The 13,684-nt window shown below is 59.5% G+C and carries 16 protein-coding genes and 1 pseudogene; all 17 read right to left on the reverse strand.

Going from position 1 to position 13,684, the window contains the following annotated elements; translation table 11 throughout:
- Window positions 1–263: 263 nt before the first annotated feature.
- Window positions 264–1,415: an outer membrane protein assembly factor BamB gene (bamB, locus tag ACQKP4_RS26385; protein WP_427636886.1), complete on the reverse strand. Its 1,152-nt coding sequence runs from the start codon at window positions 1,413–1,415 to the stop codon at window positions 264–266.
- Window positions 1,408–2,049 carry a tetratricopeptide repeat protein gene (locus tag ACQKP4_RS26390; RefSeq protein WP_427636887.1) on the reverse strand — a complete coding sequence of 214 codons (642 nt, stop codon included), beginning with the start codon at window positions 2,047–2,049 and terminating at the stop codon, window positions 1,408–1,410. The genes bamB and ACQKP4_RS26390 overlap by 8 nt, the downstream gene beginning before the upstream one ends.
- A 40-nt stretch (window positions 2,050–2,089) precedes the next feature.
- On the reverse strand, window positions 2,090–3,379 hold the full coding sequence (hisS, locus tag ACQKP4_RS26395; RefSeq protein WP_427636889.1) for a histidine--tRNA ligase: 1,290 nt from the start codon (window positions 3,377–3,379) through the stop codon (window positions 2,090–2,092).
- A gap of 37 nt (window positions 3,380–3,416) precedes the next feature.
- Window positions 3,417–4,526, reverse strand: coding sequence for a flavodoxin-dependent (E)-4-hydroxy-3-methylbut-2-enyl-diphosphate synthase (gene ispG, locus ACQKP4_RS26400; protein WP_427636891.1), 1,110 nt, complete (start codon window positions 4,524–4,526; stop codon window positions 3,417–3,419).
- Between the two features lie 3 nt (window positions 4,527–4,529).
- Window positions 4,530–5,567, reverse strand: coding sequence for a RodZ domain-containing protein (locus tag ACQKP4_RS26405; RefSeq protein WP_427636893.1), 1,038 nt, complete (start codon window positions 5,565–5,567; stop codon window positions 4,530–4,532).
- Entirely contained in the window at window positions 5,567–6,325 is a 759-nt protein-coding gene (pilW, locus tag ACQKP4_RS26410) for a type IV pilus biogenesis/stability protein PilW (RefSeq protein ID WP_427636894.1), read from the reverse strand. Before pilW ends, ACQKP4_RS26405 begins: the two co-directional genes overlap by 1 nt.
- Window positions 6,326–6,342: 17 nt before the next feature.
- Complete coding sequence (rlmN, locus tag ACQKP4_RS26415) at window positions 6,343–7,485, reverse strand: 23S rRNA (adenine(2503)-C(2))-methyltransferase RlmN (protein WP_427636895.1); 1,143 nt, start codon at window positions 7,483–7,485, stop codon at window positions 6,343–6,345.
- A gap of 28 nt (window positions 7,486–7,513) precedes the next feature.
- Window positions 7,514–7,939 (reverse strand): nucleoside-diphosphate kinase, encoded by a 426-nt coding sequence (gene ndk / locus ACQKP4_RS26420; RefSeq protein WP_007916882.1) that lies wholly within the window; start codon window positions 7,937–7,939, stop codon window positions 7,514–7,516.
- Window positions 7,940–8,027: 88 nt separating this feature from the next.
- On the reverse strand, window positions 8,028–8,228 hold the full coding sequence (iscX, locus tag ACQKP4_RS26425) for a Fe-S cluster assembly protein IscX (RefSeq protein ID WP_427636896.1): 201 nt from the start codon (window positions 8,226–8,228) through the stop codon (window positions 8,028–8,030).
- A 14-nt stretch (window positions 8,229–8,242) separates the two neighbouring features.
- Window positions 8,243–8,584: an ISC system 2Fe-2S type ferredoxin gene (gene fdx, locus ACQKP4_RS26430; RefSeq protein ID WP_427636897.1), complete on the reverse strand. Its 342-nt coding sequence runs from the start codon at window positions 8,582–8,584 to the stop codon at window positions 8,243–8,245.
- A gap of 3 nt (window positions 8,585–8,587) precedes the next feature.
- A complete protein-coding gene (gene hscA, locus ACQKP4_RS26435) occupies window positions 8,588–10,450 on the reverse strand; it encodes a Fe-S protein assembly chaperone HscA (protein WP_427636898.1) in 1,863 nt (620 codons plus the stop codon).
- Window positions 10,451–10,501: 51 nt separating this feature from the next.
- A complete protein-coding gene (gene hscB / locus ACQKP4_RS26440; RefSeq protein ID WP_427636901.1) occupies window positions 10,502–11,023 on the reverse strand; it encodes a co-chaperone HscB in 522 nt (173 codons plus the stop codon).
- Window positions 11,024–11,031: 8 nt separating this feature from the next.
- Window positions 11,032–11,355, reverse strand: coding sequence for an iron-sulfur cluster assembly protein IscA (gene iscA / locus ACQKP4_RS26445; protein ID WP_028620147.1), 324 nt, complete (start codon window positions 11,353–11,355; stop codon window positions 11,032–11,034).
- A gap of 28 nt (window positions 11,356–11,383) precedes the next feature.
- Window positions 11,384–11,770: a Fe-S cluster assembly scaffold IscU gene (gene iscU, locus ACQKP4_RS26450; protein ID WP_003443374.1), complete on the reverse strand. Its 387-nt coding sequence runs from the start codon at window positions 11,768–11,770 to the stop codon at window positions 11,384–11,386.
- Between the two features lie 84 nt (window positions 11,771–11,854).
- Window positions 11,855–13,069 carry an IscS subfamily cysteine desulfurase gene (locus tag ACQKP4_RS26455; protein ID WP_027922749.1) on the reverse strand — a complete coding sequence of 405 codons (1,215 nt, stop codon included), beginning with the start codon at window positions 13,067–13,069 and terminating at the stop codon, window positions 11,855–11,857.
- A gap of 50 nt (window positions 13,070–13,119) precedes the next feature.
- Entirely contained in the window at window positions 13,120–13,572 is a 453-nt protein-coding gene (locus ACQKP4_RS26460; protein WP_427636903.1) for an Rrf2 family transcriptional regulator, read from the reverse strand.
- A 16-nt stretch (window positions 13,573–13,588) separates the two neighbouring features.
- Window positions 13,589–13,684: pseudogene (locus ACQKP4_RS26465) on the reverse strand (ATP-binding cassette domain-containing protein); the annotation flags it as partial.

The raw sequence follows: 13,684 nt of genomic DNA on the forward strand, positions 1-13,684 counted from the left end.
GTGCCGCGTCCGCTGCCTCTGTCCGCAGCGGCTGACGCCAGCGCCTACTCGTTGCAGAAGAGCGGCGACTCAAGTTCGATCCTGTTGCCGACGTTCGGTCGGCCCACCAGGGCGATTACGGGAACCATGCGGCTCTCCACTTCGTTATTTCAGAAAATACAAAAGCCGCTGCGAGGCAGCGGCTGGTGCTCGGGGCAGCGCTTGAAGGCGCCGCAAGCCTTGCGGAGCAAGGCCGCTTGGGGGTTAAACCCCAAGCATAGTCGTTACTTAATGGACAGGGCTTCCAGTTTGCCGCTGTTACCAAACACATAAATCGTGTCACCCACCACCAGCGGACGGGCACGCAAGCCGTCGCTGTCGATGCGCTCGCGGCCGACGAAACGACCGTCAACCTGACTCAGCAGGTGCAGGTAGCCTTCCATGTCGCCGACTGCAACGTAGCTGGAGAACACTTCCGGCGCCGAGAGTTGACGACGGGCCAGCGAATCGTTGCTCCACAAAGCCGTGGTGGAACGTTCGTCGACGCCTTCAACCGTGCCCGACGACAGGCTTACATAAACGTTGCCGAAACCTTGGGCAACGCCTGCATAACTGGAAGCATCGCGCTGCCAGAGCTGACGACCGCTTTCCAGGTCCAGTGCCGCGACGCGGCCCTGATAGCTGGCTACGTACAGCGTGCCGCCGGACAGCAGCAAGCCACCGTCGATATCGACCACACGCTCCAGTTCCGAACGACCTTGCGGGATCGCTACCCGTTGTTCCCACACCGGCACGCCGTTGGAAATATCGAGAGCAACCACTTTACCGGTCGACAGGCCAGCCAGCGCGAGGCGGTTGGTGACAATCGGAGCGCTGGTGCCGCGCAAGGTCAGGACCGCAGGCGTGCTGTCATACAACCAGCGCTGGTTGCCGGTGGCGGCATCCAGACCGATCAGACGGTCGTCCTGAGTCTGAACGACCACCACGTCACCGTTGTTGGCCGGCGGTGCGAGTACTTCGCTGGACACGCGAGCGCGCCATTTCTCTTCACCGTTGGTCGCGTCCAGGGCAACGATCTCACCCTTGAGCGTACCGAACATGACCAGACCGTAACCCACGCCAACGGCGCCGGAAACAGGCAGTTCCATGTCCTTCTTCCATTTGACGTCGCCATTGCTGCGATCCAGCGACATCACCACACCGGTAACGTCGGCGGCGTAGATGGTGTCACCTTCGATCGCCGGAACCAGCATGTTGTAGGTTTCGCCCTGACCGTCACCGATCGAACGACTCCATTGCTTTTGCAGAACGACTTCTTCTTTGAAGTCGACCAGCTCGGCTGGAGGCAATTCTTTTTTGCTGTTGCTGCTGCAACCCGCGGCCAAAATGGCCAGAGCCAGCAATGCTGCATGTTTCCAACGGATCACGTCACGCATCCCCTTTGGCCAGGTCGTCCAGCTTGATTTGTAGGCCACCGACTGCCGCTTCATCCGACAGTGCCGCCTTGGCTTTTTGATACGCCTTGTTCGCTTCGTCGGTACGACCCAGCTGCACCAGCAGGTCACCCTTGAGCTCTTCGCGAGTGGCCAGGAACGACTTGTCGGCATCGCCTTCGAGCAGTTTCAGGGCTTCATCGGCCTTGTTCTGCGCGGCCAATACCTGCGCCAGGCGCTGACGGGCGATTTCGCCCAACGCCGGGTTCGCCGGTTTGTCGGTAATGGCTTTCAGCTCGGCGGCGGCGTCGTCCAGCTTGCCGCTGTCGACCGCGACTTTCGCCACGAACAGGCTGCCGTATTGCGCGTAGGCACTGCCGCCGAACTCGCTGTTGAGCTTGCCGGCCAGGTCCGCCACACGGGCGGCATCGGGCTTGCCGTCAGGCGTCAGCGTAGATTCCAGCAATTGCTGATAGAGCATCGAGGCGCCTTGCGACTGATTGCTCTGATACTTGTGAAAGGCTTGCCAGCCGAACACGATGACCAGCGCCAACAGGCCGCCAGTGACCAGGGGCTTGCCGTTACGTGTCCACCAGTCCTTCAAATCCGCCAGTTGTTCGTCTTCGGTACTCGACACCCCAATACTCCTTAATCGCTAAATCGGCTGTTTGACAGCTTCAACCCTGCACGACGCAGGTGGCCAGGTGTGCAGCGAGCGCATCCCAGGCAATGCTTTGTTGTTCGCCCTGGCCACGCAGGGGTTTGAAACCTACCACTTGCTGGGCCATCTCGTCGTCACCGAGGATCAGCGCATACAGCGCACCGCTCTTGTCGGCTTTCTTGAACTGGCTTTTGAAGCTGCCGGCGCCGGCATTGATCTGCAGGCGCAGGTTGGGCAATTGATCACGCACCCGCTCGCTCAGCGACAGCGCAGCCAATTCGGCCGCCTCGCCGAAGGCACACAGGTAGACGTCGACCTGACGGGAGATCTCTTGCGGGATCTGCTCCAGGGTTTCAAGCATCAGCACCAGGCGCTCGATGCCCATGGCGAAACCAACGCCAGGGGTCGGCTTGCCGCCCATCTGCTCCACCAGACCGTCGTAACGACCGCCGGCACACACGGTGCCTTGGGCGCCCAACTTGTCGGTGACCCATTCGAAAACGGTCTTGCTGTAGTAATCCAGCCCGCGCACCAGTTTCGGATTGATCACGTACGGAATGCCAACGGCGTCCAGACGGGCCTTGAGGCCTTCGAAGTGCACACGGGATTCGTCGTCGAGGTAGTCGGCCATTTTCGGCGCGTCGACCAGTACGGCTTGCGTGTCAGCGTTCTTGGTGTCCAGAACCCGCAAAGGGTTGGTTTTCAGCCGGCGCTGGCTGTCTTCGTCGAGCTTGTCCAGGTGCGCGGACAGGAACTCGACCAGCGCTTCGCGATAACGGCCGCGAGATTCGCTGGTGCCCAGGCTGTTGAGCTCGAGCTTGACCGCATCACGAATGCCCAGCTCGCCCCACAGGCGCCAGGTCATGATGATCAGCTCGGCGTCGATGTCCGGACCGTCGAGGTTGAATACCTCCAGGCCGATCTGGTGAAACTGGCGATAACGGCCTTTCTGCGGACGCTCGTGGCGGAACATCGGGCCGATGTACCAGAGTTTCTGCACCTGGCCACCGCCGGTGATGCCGTGCTCGAGCACCGCACGCACGCAAGCCGCCGTGCCTTCAGGACGCAGGGTCAGGGAGTCGCCGTTGCGGTCTTCGAAGGTGTACATCTCTTTTTCGACGATGTCGGTCACTTCACCGATCGAGCGTTTGAACAGCTCGGTGAACTCGACGATCGGCATGCGGATCTGCTTGTAACCGTAGTTATCCAGCAGGCGCGCAACGGTGCCCTCGAAATAACGCCACAGGGGCGTCTGTTCCGGCAGGATGTCGTTCATGCCACGAATGGCTTGCAGAGACTTGCTCACTATAAATCCTTAAATTCGTTCGGCTCTTGAGTCGGGCTCAGCCGCGCGCGATAACCGCAGCGTCAGCCTCGACCTTTTCGGCCGCTTTCTGGCGAATCAAGCGTTCAAGCTCATCCACCAGATTGTCATTCGTCAGTTTCTGCGCCGGCTTGCCGTCGATGTAGATCAGGTTTGGCGTGCCGCCCGTCAAGCCGATATGGGCTTCCTTGGCTTCGCCCGGCCCGTTGACCACGCAACCGATGACCGCAACATCCAATGGCACCAGCAAATCTTCGAGGCGCCCTTCCAGCTCGTTCATGGTTTTGACCACATCGAAGTTCTGCCGCGAGCAGCTCGGGCAGGCGATGAAGTTGATGCCACGGGAACGCAGATGCAGGGACTTGAGAATGTCGTAGCCGACTTTCACTTCCTCGACCGGGTCAGCCGCCAACGAGATGCGAATAGTATCGCCAATCCCTTCGGCGAGCAGCATACCGAGGCCCACGGCGGATTTCACTGTGCCTGAGCGCAAACCACCGGCTTCAGTAATGCCCAAATGCAGCGGCTGGACGATTTCCTTGGCCAGCAAGCGGTAGGCGGCAACGGCCATGAACACGTCGGAGGCCTTCACGCTGACCTTGAAGTCCTTGAAGTTCAGGCGTTCCAGGTGCTCGACGTGACGCAGGGCCGACTCGACCAGCGCCGCCGGCGTCGGCTCGCCGTATTTCTTTTGCAGGTCTTTTTCCAGGGAACCGGCGTTCACGCCGATTCGAATCGGAATCCCGCGATCACGGGCGGCATCGACCACTGCGCGCACACGGTCTTCACGACCGATGTTGCCCGGGTTGATCCGCAGGCAATCAACACCCAGTTCGGCTACGCGCAAAGCGATCTTGTAGTCGAAGTGGATGTCGGCAACCAATGGCACCTTGACCAGTTTCTTGATCTTGCCGAAGGCTTCGGCGGCGTCCATGTCCGGTACGGAAATACGTACGATGTCGACGCCAGCAGCTTCCAGACGGTTGATCTGGGCCACGGTAGCGGCCACGTCATTGGTGTCGCTGTTGGTCATGCTCTGCACAGCGATGGGCGCATCGCCGCCAACAGGCACGTTACCGACCCAGATTTTCCGGGATTCGCGACGCTTGATTGGAGATTCGCCGTGCATGACTTATTGACCCAACTTCAGGCGAGCAGTCTCGCCACTGGTGAACGGAGCTACATCAACCGCCTGACCGTTGTAGCTGACCTGCGCGCCACGGGCGAAGCCCAGACGCACGGCAAACGGCGGCTTGCCGTTGACGGAAACACTTTCGCCTTTACGCTTGAGGCCACTCAACAGCACCTTGCCGGCGCCATCGGTCACCTGAGTCCAGCAATCGGCGGTGAATTGCAGTTGAACCTGGCCTTCGCCAGCAACCGGCGCGGCTGCGGGCGCAGGTGCAGGTGCCGAAGCGGTCGGTGCCACCGGAGCGGTTATGACCGGGGCCGGAACTGCAGGAACAGCCGGCGCCGGCGTCGCAGGCGTCGCGACAACCGGCGCGGTGCTGTGCGTCGGCGCAGCAGGTGTTGTTGGCGATGGTGCAGTCGGTGCGGCGGTCGGCGCGGTCACTTCAGCAGGCGCTTCAGCCGACGTTTCGGCTTGTGGCAATGCCAGAGAGGTGGTGCCTTCAGCCTGACCTTCCGCGACGGCCTGATCTTCCGGCTCGTCCAGCGGATGCGATTGCGTGGTGCCATCAGCGCCTTCGATTTCAACGTGCTCGGGAGCGGTGCTGATCGGCTCCTTGCCGCGCTGGGCCGTTTGATCCTGCCACCAGACGAAACCACCGGCAATGACGGCGATCAGCAATAGCAGGCTGACAATTCGCAGAATGGTGTGGGAAACCCGAACCGGCTCTTCGATGCGGCCCAGGCTGTGGACGCTGCTGCCCTGAGAGTCGGTGCCGGTGGATTGGTCGAACTGCTGAACCAGGACGGTCTGGTCCATGCCCAGCAACTTGGCGTACGCGCGAATATAACCGCGGGCGAAGGTATGCCCCGGCAGCTTGTCGAAAGCGCCGGCTTCAAGATTGCTCAAGGAATTAACGGTGAGGTTGAGCTTGAGGGCCACTTCGGCCAGCGACCAGCCATTGCTTTCGCGGGCCTGGCGCAATGTCTCACCGGGGTTAACGCGATTCGCTGCTACAACTTCGGGATGCGCCGCTTTCATCATTGCTCCGACAGGTATTGCTGATATTCCGGCGTACCGGGATAGAGTCGTTTTAGTTGCAGGCCCGCACTTGCGGCCTTGTCGCGATCTTCAAACACTTTTGCCAGCCGAACGCCGAGCAATAGACTACGTGCATTTTGCTCGGCCAGCAGGCTAAAACGGTCGTAATAGTCGCGCGCGGGCACATAATGCCTGTCTTCGAAGGACAACTCAGCCATTTCGAGTAATGCGCGCGGCTGTTGGCGATTCAAACGCAGGGCTTTTTCCAGTTGCTGCTGCGCCAGATCACGCTCGCCCAGCTTTGATGCGGTCATACCGAGGTTCTCGAACACCCGCGAACGCTCAGGATACAGCGTATCGGCGGCGGCCTGTTCAAAGCGCTCGTACGCCTCCTTGTAACGTTTTTCTTCGAAAAGAAAACTGCCGTAATTATTCAGGATTCGCGCATCGTTGGGTCGGGAGGACAGCGCCTTGCGAAAATGCTGGTCCGCCAGCTCAGGCTCCATTTCAGCCTGGAACACCAATCCCAGCGCAGCGTTGGCGTCAGGGTCCGAGTCGTCCAGTTCGAGCGCCTTTTTCAGCGGGACCTTGGCGCGCTCGGTCATGCCTTGCTGCAAATACCCAAGCCCCAGCTGCACATAGGCCACACGCGCCTCATCGCGCCCCTTGCTGGTCTTCATCGGGTTGAAATCGCCCGACAGGACACAACCAGCACACAAGCTGGCCAACAGCAACAGCAGCGCGAAGCGCAGGGACATAGAGATCCTCTCTTAAGTTATTTCGCGGCGTTCTGTGCTAAATCGTTCTCGGCGCTCAACTCGCGCACGGCGATATAACGTTCGCTGCGACGGGTGCGATCCAGCACCTGCCCTACCAATTGGCCACACGCGGCATCGATGTCTTCACCGCGAGTGGTGCGTACGGTGACATTGAAACCTGCATGGTGAAGCTGATCCTGAAACCGGCGAATCGCGTTGTTGCTCGGGCGCTCGTAACCGGAATGCGGGAACGGGTTGAACGGAATCAGGTTGATCTTGCACGGGATGTTCTTGAGCAGCTCGATCATCTCAACGGCATGTTCAACCTTGTCGTTGATGTCCTTGAGCAAGGTGTACTCGATGGTCAGCACGCGCTTTTCGCCCAGGGACGACATGTAGCGCTGGCACGACTCGAGCAGCATCTTAAGCGGATATTTCTTGTTGATCGGCACCAATTGGTTACGCAATGCGTCGTTTGGTGCGTGCAGGGACAACGCCAGGGAGACATCGATGTGCTTGGACAGCTCATCGATCATCGGCACCACGCCCGAAGTGGACAGGGTCACGCGGCGCTTGGAGATCCCGTAGCCCAGGTCATCCATCATCAGATGCATGGCGGCCACGACGTTGTCGAAGTTCAGCAGCGGCTCGCCCATGCCCATCATTACCACGTTGGTAATGGCACGGTCGGCGGTCGCCGGGATGCTGCCGAACGATTTATTGGCAATCCACACCTGGCCAATGACTTCGGCGGCGGTGAGGTTGCTGTTGAAACCTTGCTTGCCGGTGGAGCAGAAACTGCAGTCCAGGGCACAGCCAGCCTGGGACGAAACGCACAACGTGCCGCGTTTGCCCTGGGGAATGTAAACGGTCTCGACGCAGCTGCCGGACGCCACACGCACCACCCATTTACGGGTGCCGTCGGTGGAGATGTCCTCGCTGACCACTTCGGGACCACGAACTTCGGCAATAACCTTGAGCTTGTCACGCAAGGCTTTGCTGACGTTCGTCATGGCGTCGAAATCATCGACGCCAAGGTGGTGAATCCATTTCATTACCTGACCGGCACGGAAACGCTTCTCCCCGATCGAGTCGAAGAATTTTTCCATTTCCTGTTGAGTCAGACCCAGCAGGTTGGTTTTTACAGTCGATGTAGTCATGGATTCACCTTCACTCTTAAGCCAATGCTTAGCGAGTGGTTACTTCAGTAGCTGCGAAGAAGTACGAGATTTCGCGAGCAGCAGCGGCTTCGGAGTCCGAACCGTGAACAGCGTTGGCGTCGATGGAATCAGCGAAGTCAGCACGGATGGTGCCGGCAGCAGCTTCTTTAGGGTTGGTAGCGCCCATCAGCTCACGGTTCAGAGCGATAGCGTTTTCGCCTTCCAGAACCTGAACGACAACCGGACCGGAAATCATGAAAGCAACCAGATCGCCGAAGAAACCACGAGCGCTGTGTTCAGCGTAGAAGCCTTCAGCTTCAGCTTTGGACAGTTGCTTCAGTTTCGAAGCTACTACGCGCAGGCCTGCTTTTTCGAAACGAGTGGTGATCTCGCCGATGACGTTTTTTGCAACAGCGTCAGGCTTGATGATGGAGAAAGTACGTTGAACAGCCATGGTGTAACTCCAGAAACGGTAATTTGTGAAAAATTAAACCCGCGAATTATACGCGGGTTCTTGGGTATTGCCTAACCTGCACAGATGATCAGTCTAACTCGTCAATCCAGAGCGCCTGGACCGCTTCCAACACCTTCTCGCCACAACGGCCAGAGGCACTGTCGAAATCAGGGAGCTCCATGATCCATCGCTGCAGGTCGACGAAGTTCACAGAAAGCGGATTCACATCAGGCTTGGCTTCGGCCAATTCCTCTGCAATACGCTGTACATCATTCCAACCGTAACTCATGACAGTCTTACCAATCAGTGCGGCGCTTCGGCTGCGTGGTTGAGCGAGTATTTCGGAATCTCGACGGTCAGGTCTTCGGTGCCGACGACCGCCTGGCAACCCAGACGGGAGTGTGGCTCCAGACCCCAGGCCCGATCAAGAAAGTCTTCTTCCAGCTCATCGGCTTCTTCGAGCGAGTTGAAACCCTCGCGGATGATGCAGTGGCAAGTGGTGCAGGCGCAAACGCCGCCACAGGCACTTTCCATCTCGATATGGTTGTCGTGCGCCACTTCGAGAATGGATTTGCCGGTTTCGGCCTCTACTACCATCCCGTCCGGGCAATGCTCGGCGTGAGGCAGAAAAATGATCTGCGGCATCAGTTATTCCTCGATTTCATTCAGGTTGCGCCCCGCCAGCGCGGCTTTCACCGTCGAGTCCAGGCGGCGGGCAGCAAAGGCATCGGTCACTTGCGACAGACGCTTGGTCTGTTGCTCGATGGCGTAACCATCGGTGCCTTTCATCAATTCGGTCAATTCCTGCACCTGCAGGTCGATGACCATGCGCTCGTCAGCGTCGAGCAGGCGCTCACCATCAACCTCGAGGGCACCCTGCACCGCTTCGATCAGGCGCTGCGCATCGACTTGCTGTTCACGCAGCACCCGGGCGACCTTGTCGTCGTTGGCGTGCTGGAACGAATCCTTGAGCATCTTGGCGATTTCGCCATCGGTCAGGCCGTAGGACGGCTTGACCTGAATGCTGGCTTCAACGCCCGAACCCAATTCGCGGGCCGACACACTGAGCAGGCCGTCCGCGTCGACCTGGAAGGTCACGCGAATCTTCGCCGCGCCGGCCACCATTGCGGGAATACCGCGCAATTCGAAACGCGCCAGGGAGCGGCAGTCACTGATCAGCTCGCGCTCGCCCTGCAATACGTGGATCGCCATGGCCGACTGGCCATCCTTGTAGGTGGTGAAGTCCTGGGCGCGGGCCACGGGAATGGTGGTGTTGCGCGGAATCACCTTTTCCATCAGGCCGCCCATGGTTTCCAGCCCCAGGGACAGCGGAATCACATCGAGCAGCAGCAATTCGCCGCCATCGCGTTTGTTGCCGGCCAGCGTATCGGCCTGGATCGCGGCACCGATGGCCACCACTTGATCCGGATCGATTTCAGTCAGCGGTTCGCGACCGAAGGCTTCGGCAACCGCTTCGCGAACACGAGGCACGCGAGTCGAGCCGCCGACCATGACCACGGCATGCACTTCTTCCAGCTCGATACCGGAATCACGCACCGCACGGCGACAGGCCTTCAGGCTGCGGGCAACCATCGGCTCGATCAGCGCATCAAAGGCTTCGCGGGTCAGTTCGGCTTTCCAGTTGCCATAAGCGACTTCGACGGACGACGCCGTGGTCAGCGCTTCTTTGGCAGCGCAGGCCGCTTGCAACAGATGACGCTGCGCGCCGGGATCGAGGTCGGCGGACAACCCGGCGCTCTCGATGATCCAGCCGGCAATCGCGTGATCGAAGTCATCGCCGCCCAGCGCGCTGTCGCCGCCAGTGGCCAGAACCTCAAACACACCGCCGGTCAGGCGCAGAATCGAAATATCGAACGTGCCGCCGCCCAGGTCGTAAATAGCGACAAGGCCTTCAGCGTGCTGATCCAGCCCGTAAGCCACGGCGGCAGCGGTCGGCTCATTGAGCAAACGCAGTACGTTCAAACCGGCCAGTTTGGCCGCATCCTTGGTGGCTTGACGCTGGGCATCGTCGAAATACGCCGGAACGGTGATCACCGCCCCCACCAGCTCGCCGCCCAACGCCGCTTCAGCCCGCTGACGCAGCACTTTGAGGATATCGGCGGAGACTTCGACCGGGCTTTTAGGGCCCTGAATGGTGTCGATGAACGGCATGTGCGATTCGCCGCCGACAAAGCGGTACGGCAGTTGGTCGCCCAATTGCTTGACGTCGGACAGACCACGACCCATCAAGCGCTTGACCGACAGCACGGTGTTCAATGGGTCGGTCGCGGCGGCTAGCTTGGCGGATTCGCCAACCTCGACGCGGTCGGCGTGGTAGCGCACGGCGGACGGCAGGATGACCTGCCCGTCAGCATCGGCCAGAGGTTCGGAAAGACCACTGCGCAACGCAGCGACCAGCGAATTGGTAGTGCCCAAGTCGATCCCCACAGCCAGACGACGCTGGTGCGGTTGAGGACTTTGGCCGGGTTCGGCGATCTGCAGTAGGGCCATCGTTATCAGGACTTATCTGTATATCAGGCGTGCGACCGGAGCGGCACTGGGTTAATCGTCGAGGCGCTCTTCTAACTGGCGCACTTCGTAGGTGAGCTTGTCGAGGAATTGCATGCGCCGCATCAGGCGTTCGGCCTGTTCACGTTGCGCTGCATCATTCCAACAGGCTGCGAAGCTTTGGTTCAGCTCATCCTGAGCGGTTTTCAGGCGACGCTTGAACACTGCAACACCGGCCAGATCGGCGCTGTCTTGCAGGTCTTCGAGCTCTTCACGCAACGCCATCTGCTGCAGAAGGAACTCCGGATCATGCACCGTGACCTCCAGTGGCAACTCGCGTCCGCCCATGGCGAGCAGGTATCGCGCGCGCTTCGGGGGATTCTTGAGCGTCTGGTAGGCCTCGTTGAGGCTCGCGGATTGCTCGAGCGCCAGCCGCTGCTCGCGCTCGGAAGCGTCAGCAAAGCGGTCCGGATGAACACTGCGCGCCAACTCACGGTAGCGCGTAGCCAGCTGGTCGAGATCCAGATTGAAACTCGGTTGCAGCTCAAATAAAGCGAAATGACAAGGAGTACCCACGACAAGCCTCAGATATTGAAGCTTTCGCCGCAGCCACATTCACCGCGTACGTTGGGATTGTTGAACTTGAAGCCTTCGTTCAACCCTTCCTTGACGAAATCGAGTTCGGTACCGTCCAGGTAGGATAGGCTTTTCGGGTCGATAATCACTTTCTCGCCGTGACTTTCGAACACCTGATCCTCTGCAACCACCTCGTCGACAAACTCCAGCACGTAGGCAAGGCCGGAACAGCCCGTGGTGCGAACACCCAGACGAATCCCCTCACCTTTGCCGCGCCCGTCAAGGGAGCGTCGCACGTGCCGAGCAGCCGCTTCTGTCATGCTGATAGCCATCGTTGACTCCTTACTCGTCGCCCAATGCTTAGATCAAGCCTTTCTTCTGCTTGTAGTCGCGAACGGCCGCCTTGATAGCGTCTTCAGCGAGTACGGAGCAGTGAATTTTTACCGGCGGCAGGGCCAGTTCTTCGGCCAGCTGAGTGTTCTTGATGGTCTCTGCTTCATCCAGAGTCTTGCCTTTCATCCACTCGGTCGCCAGGGAGCTGGAAGCGATCGCCGAACCGCAACCATAGGTCTTGAACTTGGCGTCTTCGATGATGCCTTGCTCGTTGACCTTGATCTGCAGGCGCATCACGTCGCCGCACGCAGGGGCGCCGACCATGCCGGTGCCGACATCAGGGTCTTCCGCGTCCATCTTGCCGACGTTGCGCGGGTTCTCGTAGTGGTCGATGACCTTTTCGCTGTAAGCCATGATTCTTAATCCTCACTCATCAGAGAGTCGCTCTTGAGCCCCGCGACCCAAAGGTTTACAGGGCTGGTTTGCGGCGACTTGAAATCAGTGTGCCGCCCACTCGATTTTCGAAATGTCGACACCGTCTTTGTACATGTCCCATAGCGGCGACAAAGTGCGCAGCTTGGTAACGGCCTCGCAGACTTTCTGCGCGGCGTAGTCAATTTCTTCTTCGGTGGTGAAACGGCCGAAGGTGAAGCGGATCGAGCTGTGTGCCAGTTCGTCGTTGCGGCCCAGGGCGCGCAATACGTACGAAGGCTCAAGCGATGCCGAGGTGCAAGCCGAACCGGACGACACGGCCAGATCCTTGAGCGCCATGATCAGCGATTCGCCTTCAACGTAGTTGAAGCTCAGGTTCAGGTTGTGCGGTACGCGAGCGGTCATGCTGCCGTTGATGTACAGCTCTTCCAGGCCTTCGACCTGTTTGAAGAAGCGGTCGCTCAAGGCTTTGATACGGACGTTCTCGGCAGCCATGTCTTCCTTGGCTACGCGGAAAGCTTCGCCCATGCCGACGATTTGGTGAGTCGCCAGGGTGCCGGAACGCATGCCACGTTCGTGACCGCCGCCGTGCATGGTCGCTTCGATGCGCACACGCGGCTTGCGGCTGACGTACAGCGCGCCGATGCCTTTAGGGCCATAGGTTTTGTGAGCGGAGAACGACATCAGGTCGACTTTCAGCTTCGACAGGTCAATATCGACCTTGCCGGTGGACTGCGCGGCGTCAACGTGGAACAGAATCCCCTTGGAGCGGGTCAGTTCGCCGATGGCTTCGATGTCGTTGATGGTGCCGATTTCGTTGTTCACGTGCATGACCGAGACCAGGATGGTGTCGTCACGCAGTGCAGCTTCGATCATCGCCGGCGTTACCAGGCCATCAGTCTGAGGCTCGAGGTAGGTCACTTCGAAGCCTTCACGCTCCAGTTGGCGCATGGTGTCGAGGACGGCCTTGTGCTCAATCTTGGTGGTGATCAGGTGTTTGCCCTTGGTCGCATAGAAATGCGCCGCACCCTTGATTGCCAGGTTGTCGGACTCGGTGGCGCCGGAGGTCCAGACGATTTCACGCGGGTCGGCGTTGACCAGGTCGGCGACCTGACGACGAGCGTTTTCGACGGACTCTTCAGCTTTCCAGCCGAATACGTGGGAACGGGAAGCCGGGTTACCGAAGTTCCCGTCGACCAGCAGGCATTCACTCATCTTTTGCGCGACACGCGGATCAACCGGGGTGGTCGCTGAGTAATCAAGGTAAATCGGCAATTTCATGGACTATCTCCTAAATCAGGCTGGCTGGCGTGCCGCTAGCTCTCTGGCTGTCATTCGACGGCGGACGCTTCAATCTTGTCCAGGCGTGGCACCTTGCTGTTGCAACGGCGCTGGTCCTGACGCTGGGCTACTTCTTGCACCTCACGGCGAGTCACAAGGTCAGCCAAGCTGATACCGCTCAGAAATTCGTGAATCTGCAGGCTCAGATCGCACCACAAGTGGTGGGTCAGACAGGTATCGCCTTGATGGCAATCACCCTGGCCCTGGCATTTGGTTGCATCGACCGATTCGTTTACCGCGTCGATCACCTGGGCGACCTGGATGCCCTGCATGTCGCGGGACAATTGGTAACCGCCGCCCGGACCACGAACACTGGACACCAGATTGCTGCGGCGCAATTTGGCGAAAAGCTGTTCGAGGTAGGACAGGGAGATGCCTTGGCGCTCGGAGATATCGGCCAGGGACACCGGCCCGTGCTGCGCGTGCAACGCCAGATCGAGCATGGCGGTCACGGCGTATCGGCTCGTCGAACAGGATCACTTCCGGCTCCATCGCCAGCGCGCGGGCAATCGCCACGCGTTGTTGCTGCCCGCCGGAAAGGCGTCGCGGGTAAGC

Source organism: Pseudomonas sp. NPDC086278 (assembly GCF_050280905.1).
In the GTDB taxonomy this organism is placed as follows: Bacteria; Pseudomonadota; Gammaproteobacteria; order Pseudomonadales; family Pseudomonadaceae; genus Aquipseudomonas.

Excerpts from the sequence above, each read along its gene's own strand:
- bamB (WP_427636886.1), bottom strand. The coding sequence starts at position 1,415 with ATGCGTGACGTGATCCGTTGGAAACATGCAGCATTGCTGGCTCTGGCC.
- ispG (WP_427636891.1), bottom strand. The coding sequence starts at position 4,526 with ATGCACGGCGAATCTCCAATCAAGCGTCGCGAATCCCGGAAAATCTGG.
- ACQKP4_RS26405 (WP_427636893.1), bottom strand. The coding sequence starts at position 5,567 with ATGAAAGCGGCGCATCCCGAAGTTGTAGCAGCGAATCGCGTTAACCCC.
- pilW (WP_427636894.1), bottom strand. The coding sequence starts at position 6,325 with ATGTCCCTGCGCTTCGCGCTGCTGTTGCTGTTGGCCAGCTTGTGTGCT.
- rlmN (WP_427636895.1), bottom strand. The coding sequence starts at position 7,485 with ATGACTACATCGACTGTAAAAACCAACCTGCTGGGTCTGACTCAACAG.
- ndk (WP_007916882.1), bottom strand. The coding sequence starts at position 7,939 with ATGGCTGTTCAACGTACTTTCTCCATCATCAAGCCTGACGCTGTTGCA.
- iscX (WP_427636896.1), bottom strand. The coding sequence starts at position 8,228 with ATGAGTTACGGTTGGAATGATGTACAGCGTATTGCAGAGGAATTGGCC.
- fdx (WP_427636897.1), bottom strand. The coding sequence starts at position 8,584 with ATGCCGCAGATCATTTTTCTGCCTCACGCCGAGCATTGCCCGGACGGG.
- hscA (WP_427636898.1), bottom strand. The coding sequence starts at position 10,450 with ATGGCCCTACTGCAGATCGCCGAACCCGGCCAAAGTCCTCAACCGCAC.
- iscA (WP_028620147.1), bottom strand. The coding sequence starts at position 11,355 with ATGGCTATCAGCATGACAGAAGCGGCTGCTCGGCACGTGCGACGCTCC.
- iscU (WP_003443374.1), bottom strand. The coding sequence starts at position 11,770 with ATGGCTTACAGCGAAAAGGTCATCGACCACTACGAGAACCCGCGCAAC.
- ACQKP4_RS26455 (WP_027922749.1), bottom strand. The coding sequence starts at position 13,069 with ATGAAATTGCCGATTTACCTTGATTACTCAGCGACCACCCCGGTTGAT.
- ACQKP4_RS26460 (WP_427636903.1), bottom strand. The coding sequence starts at position 13,572 with ATGCTCGATCTGGCGTTGCACGCGCAGCACGGGCCGGTGTCCCTGGCC.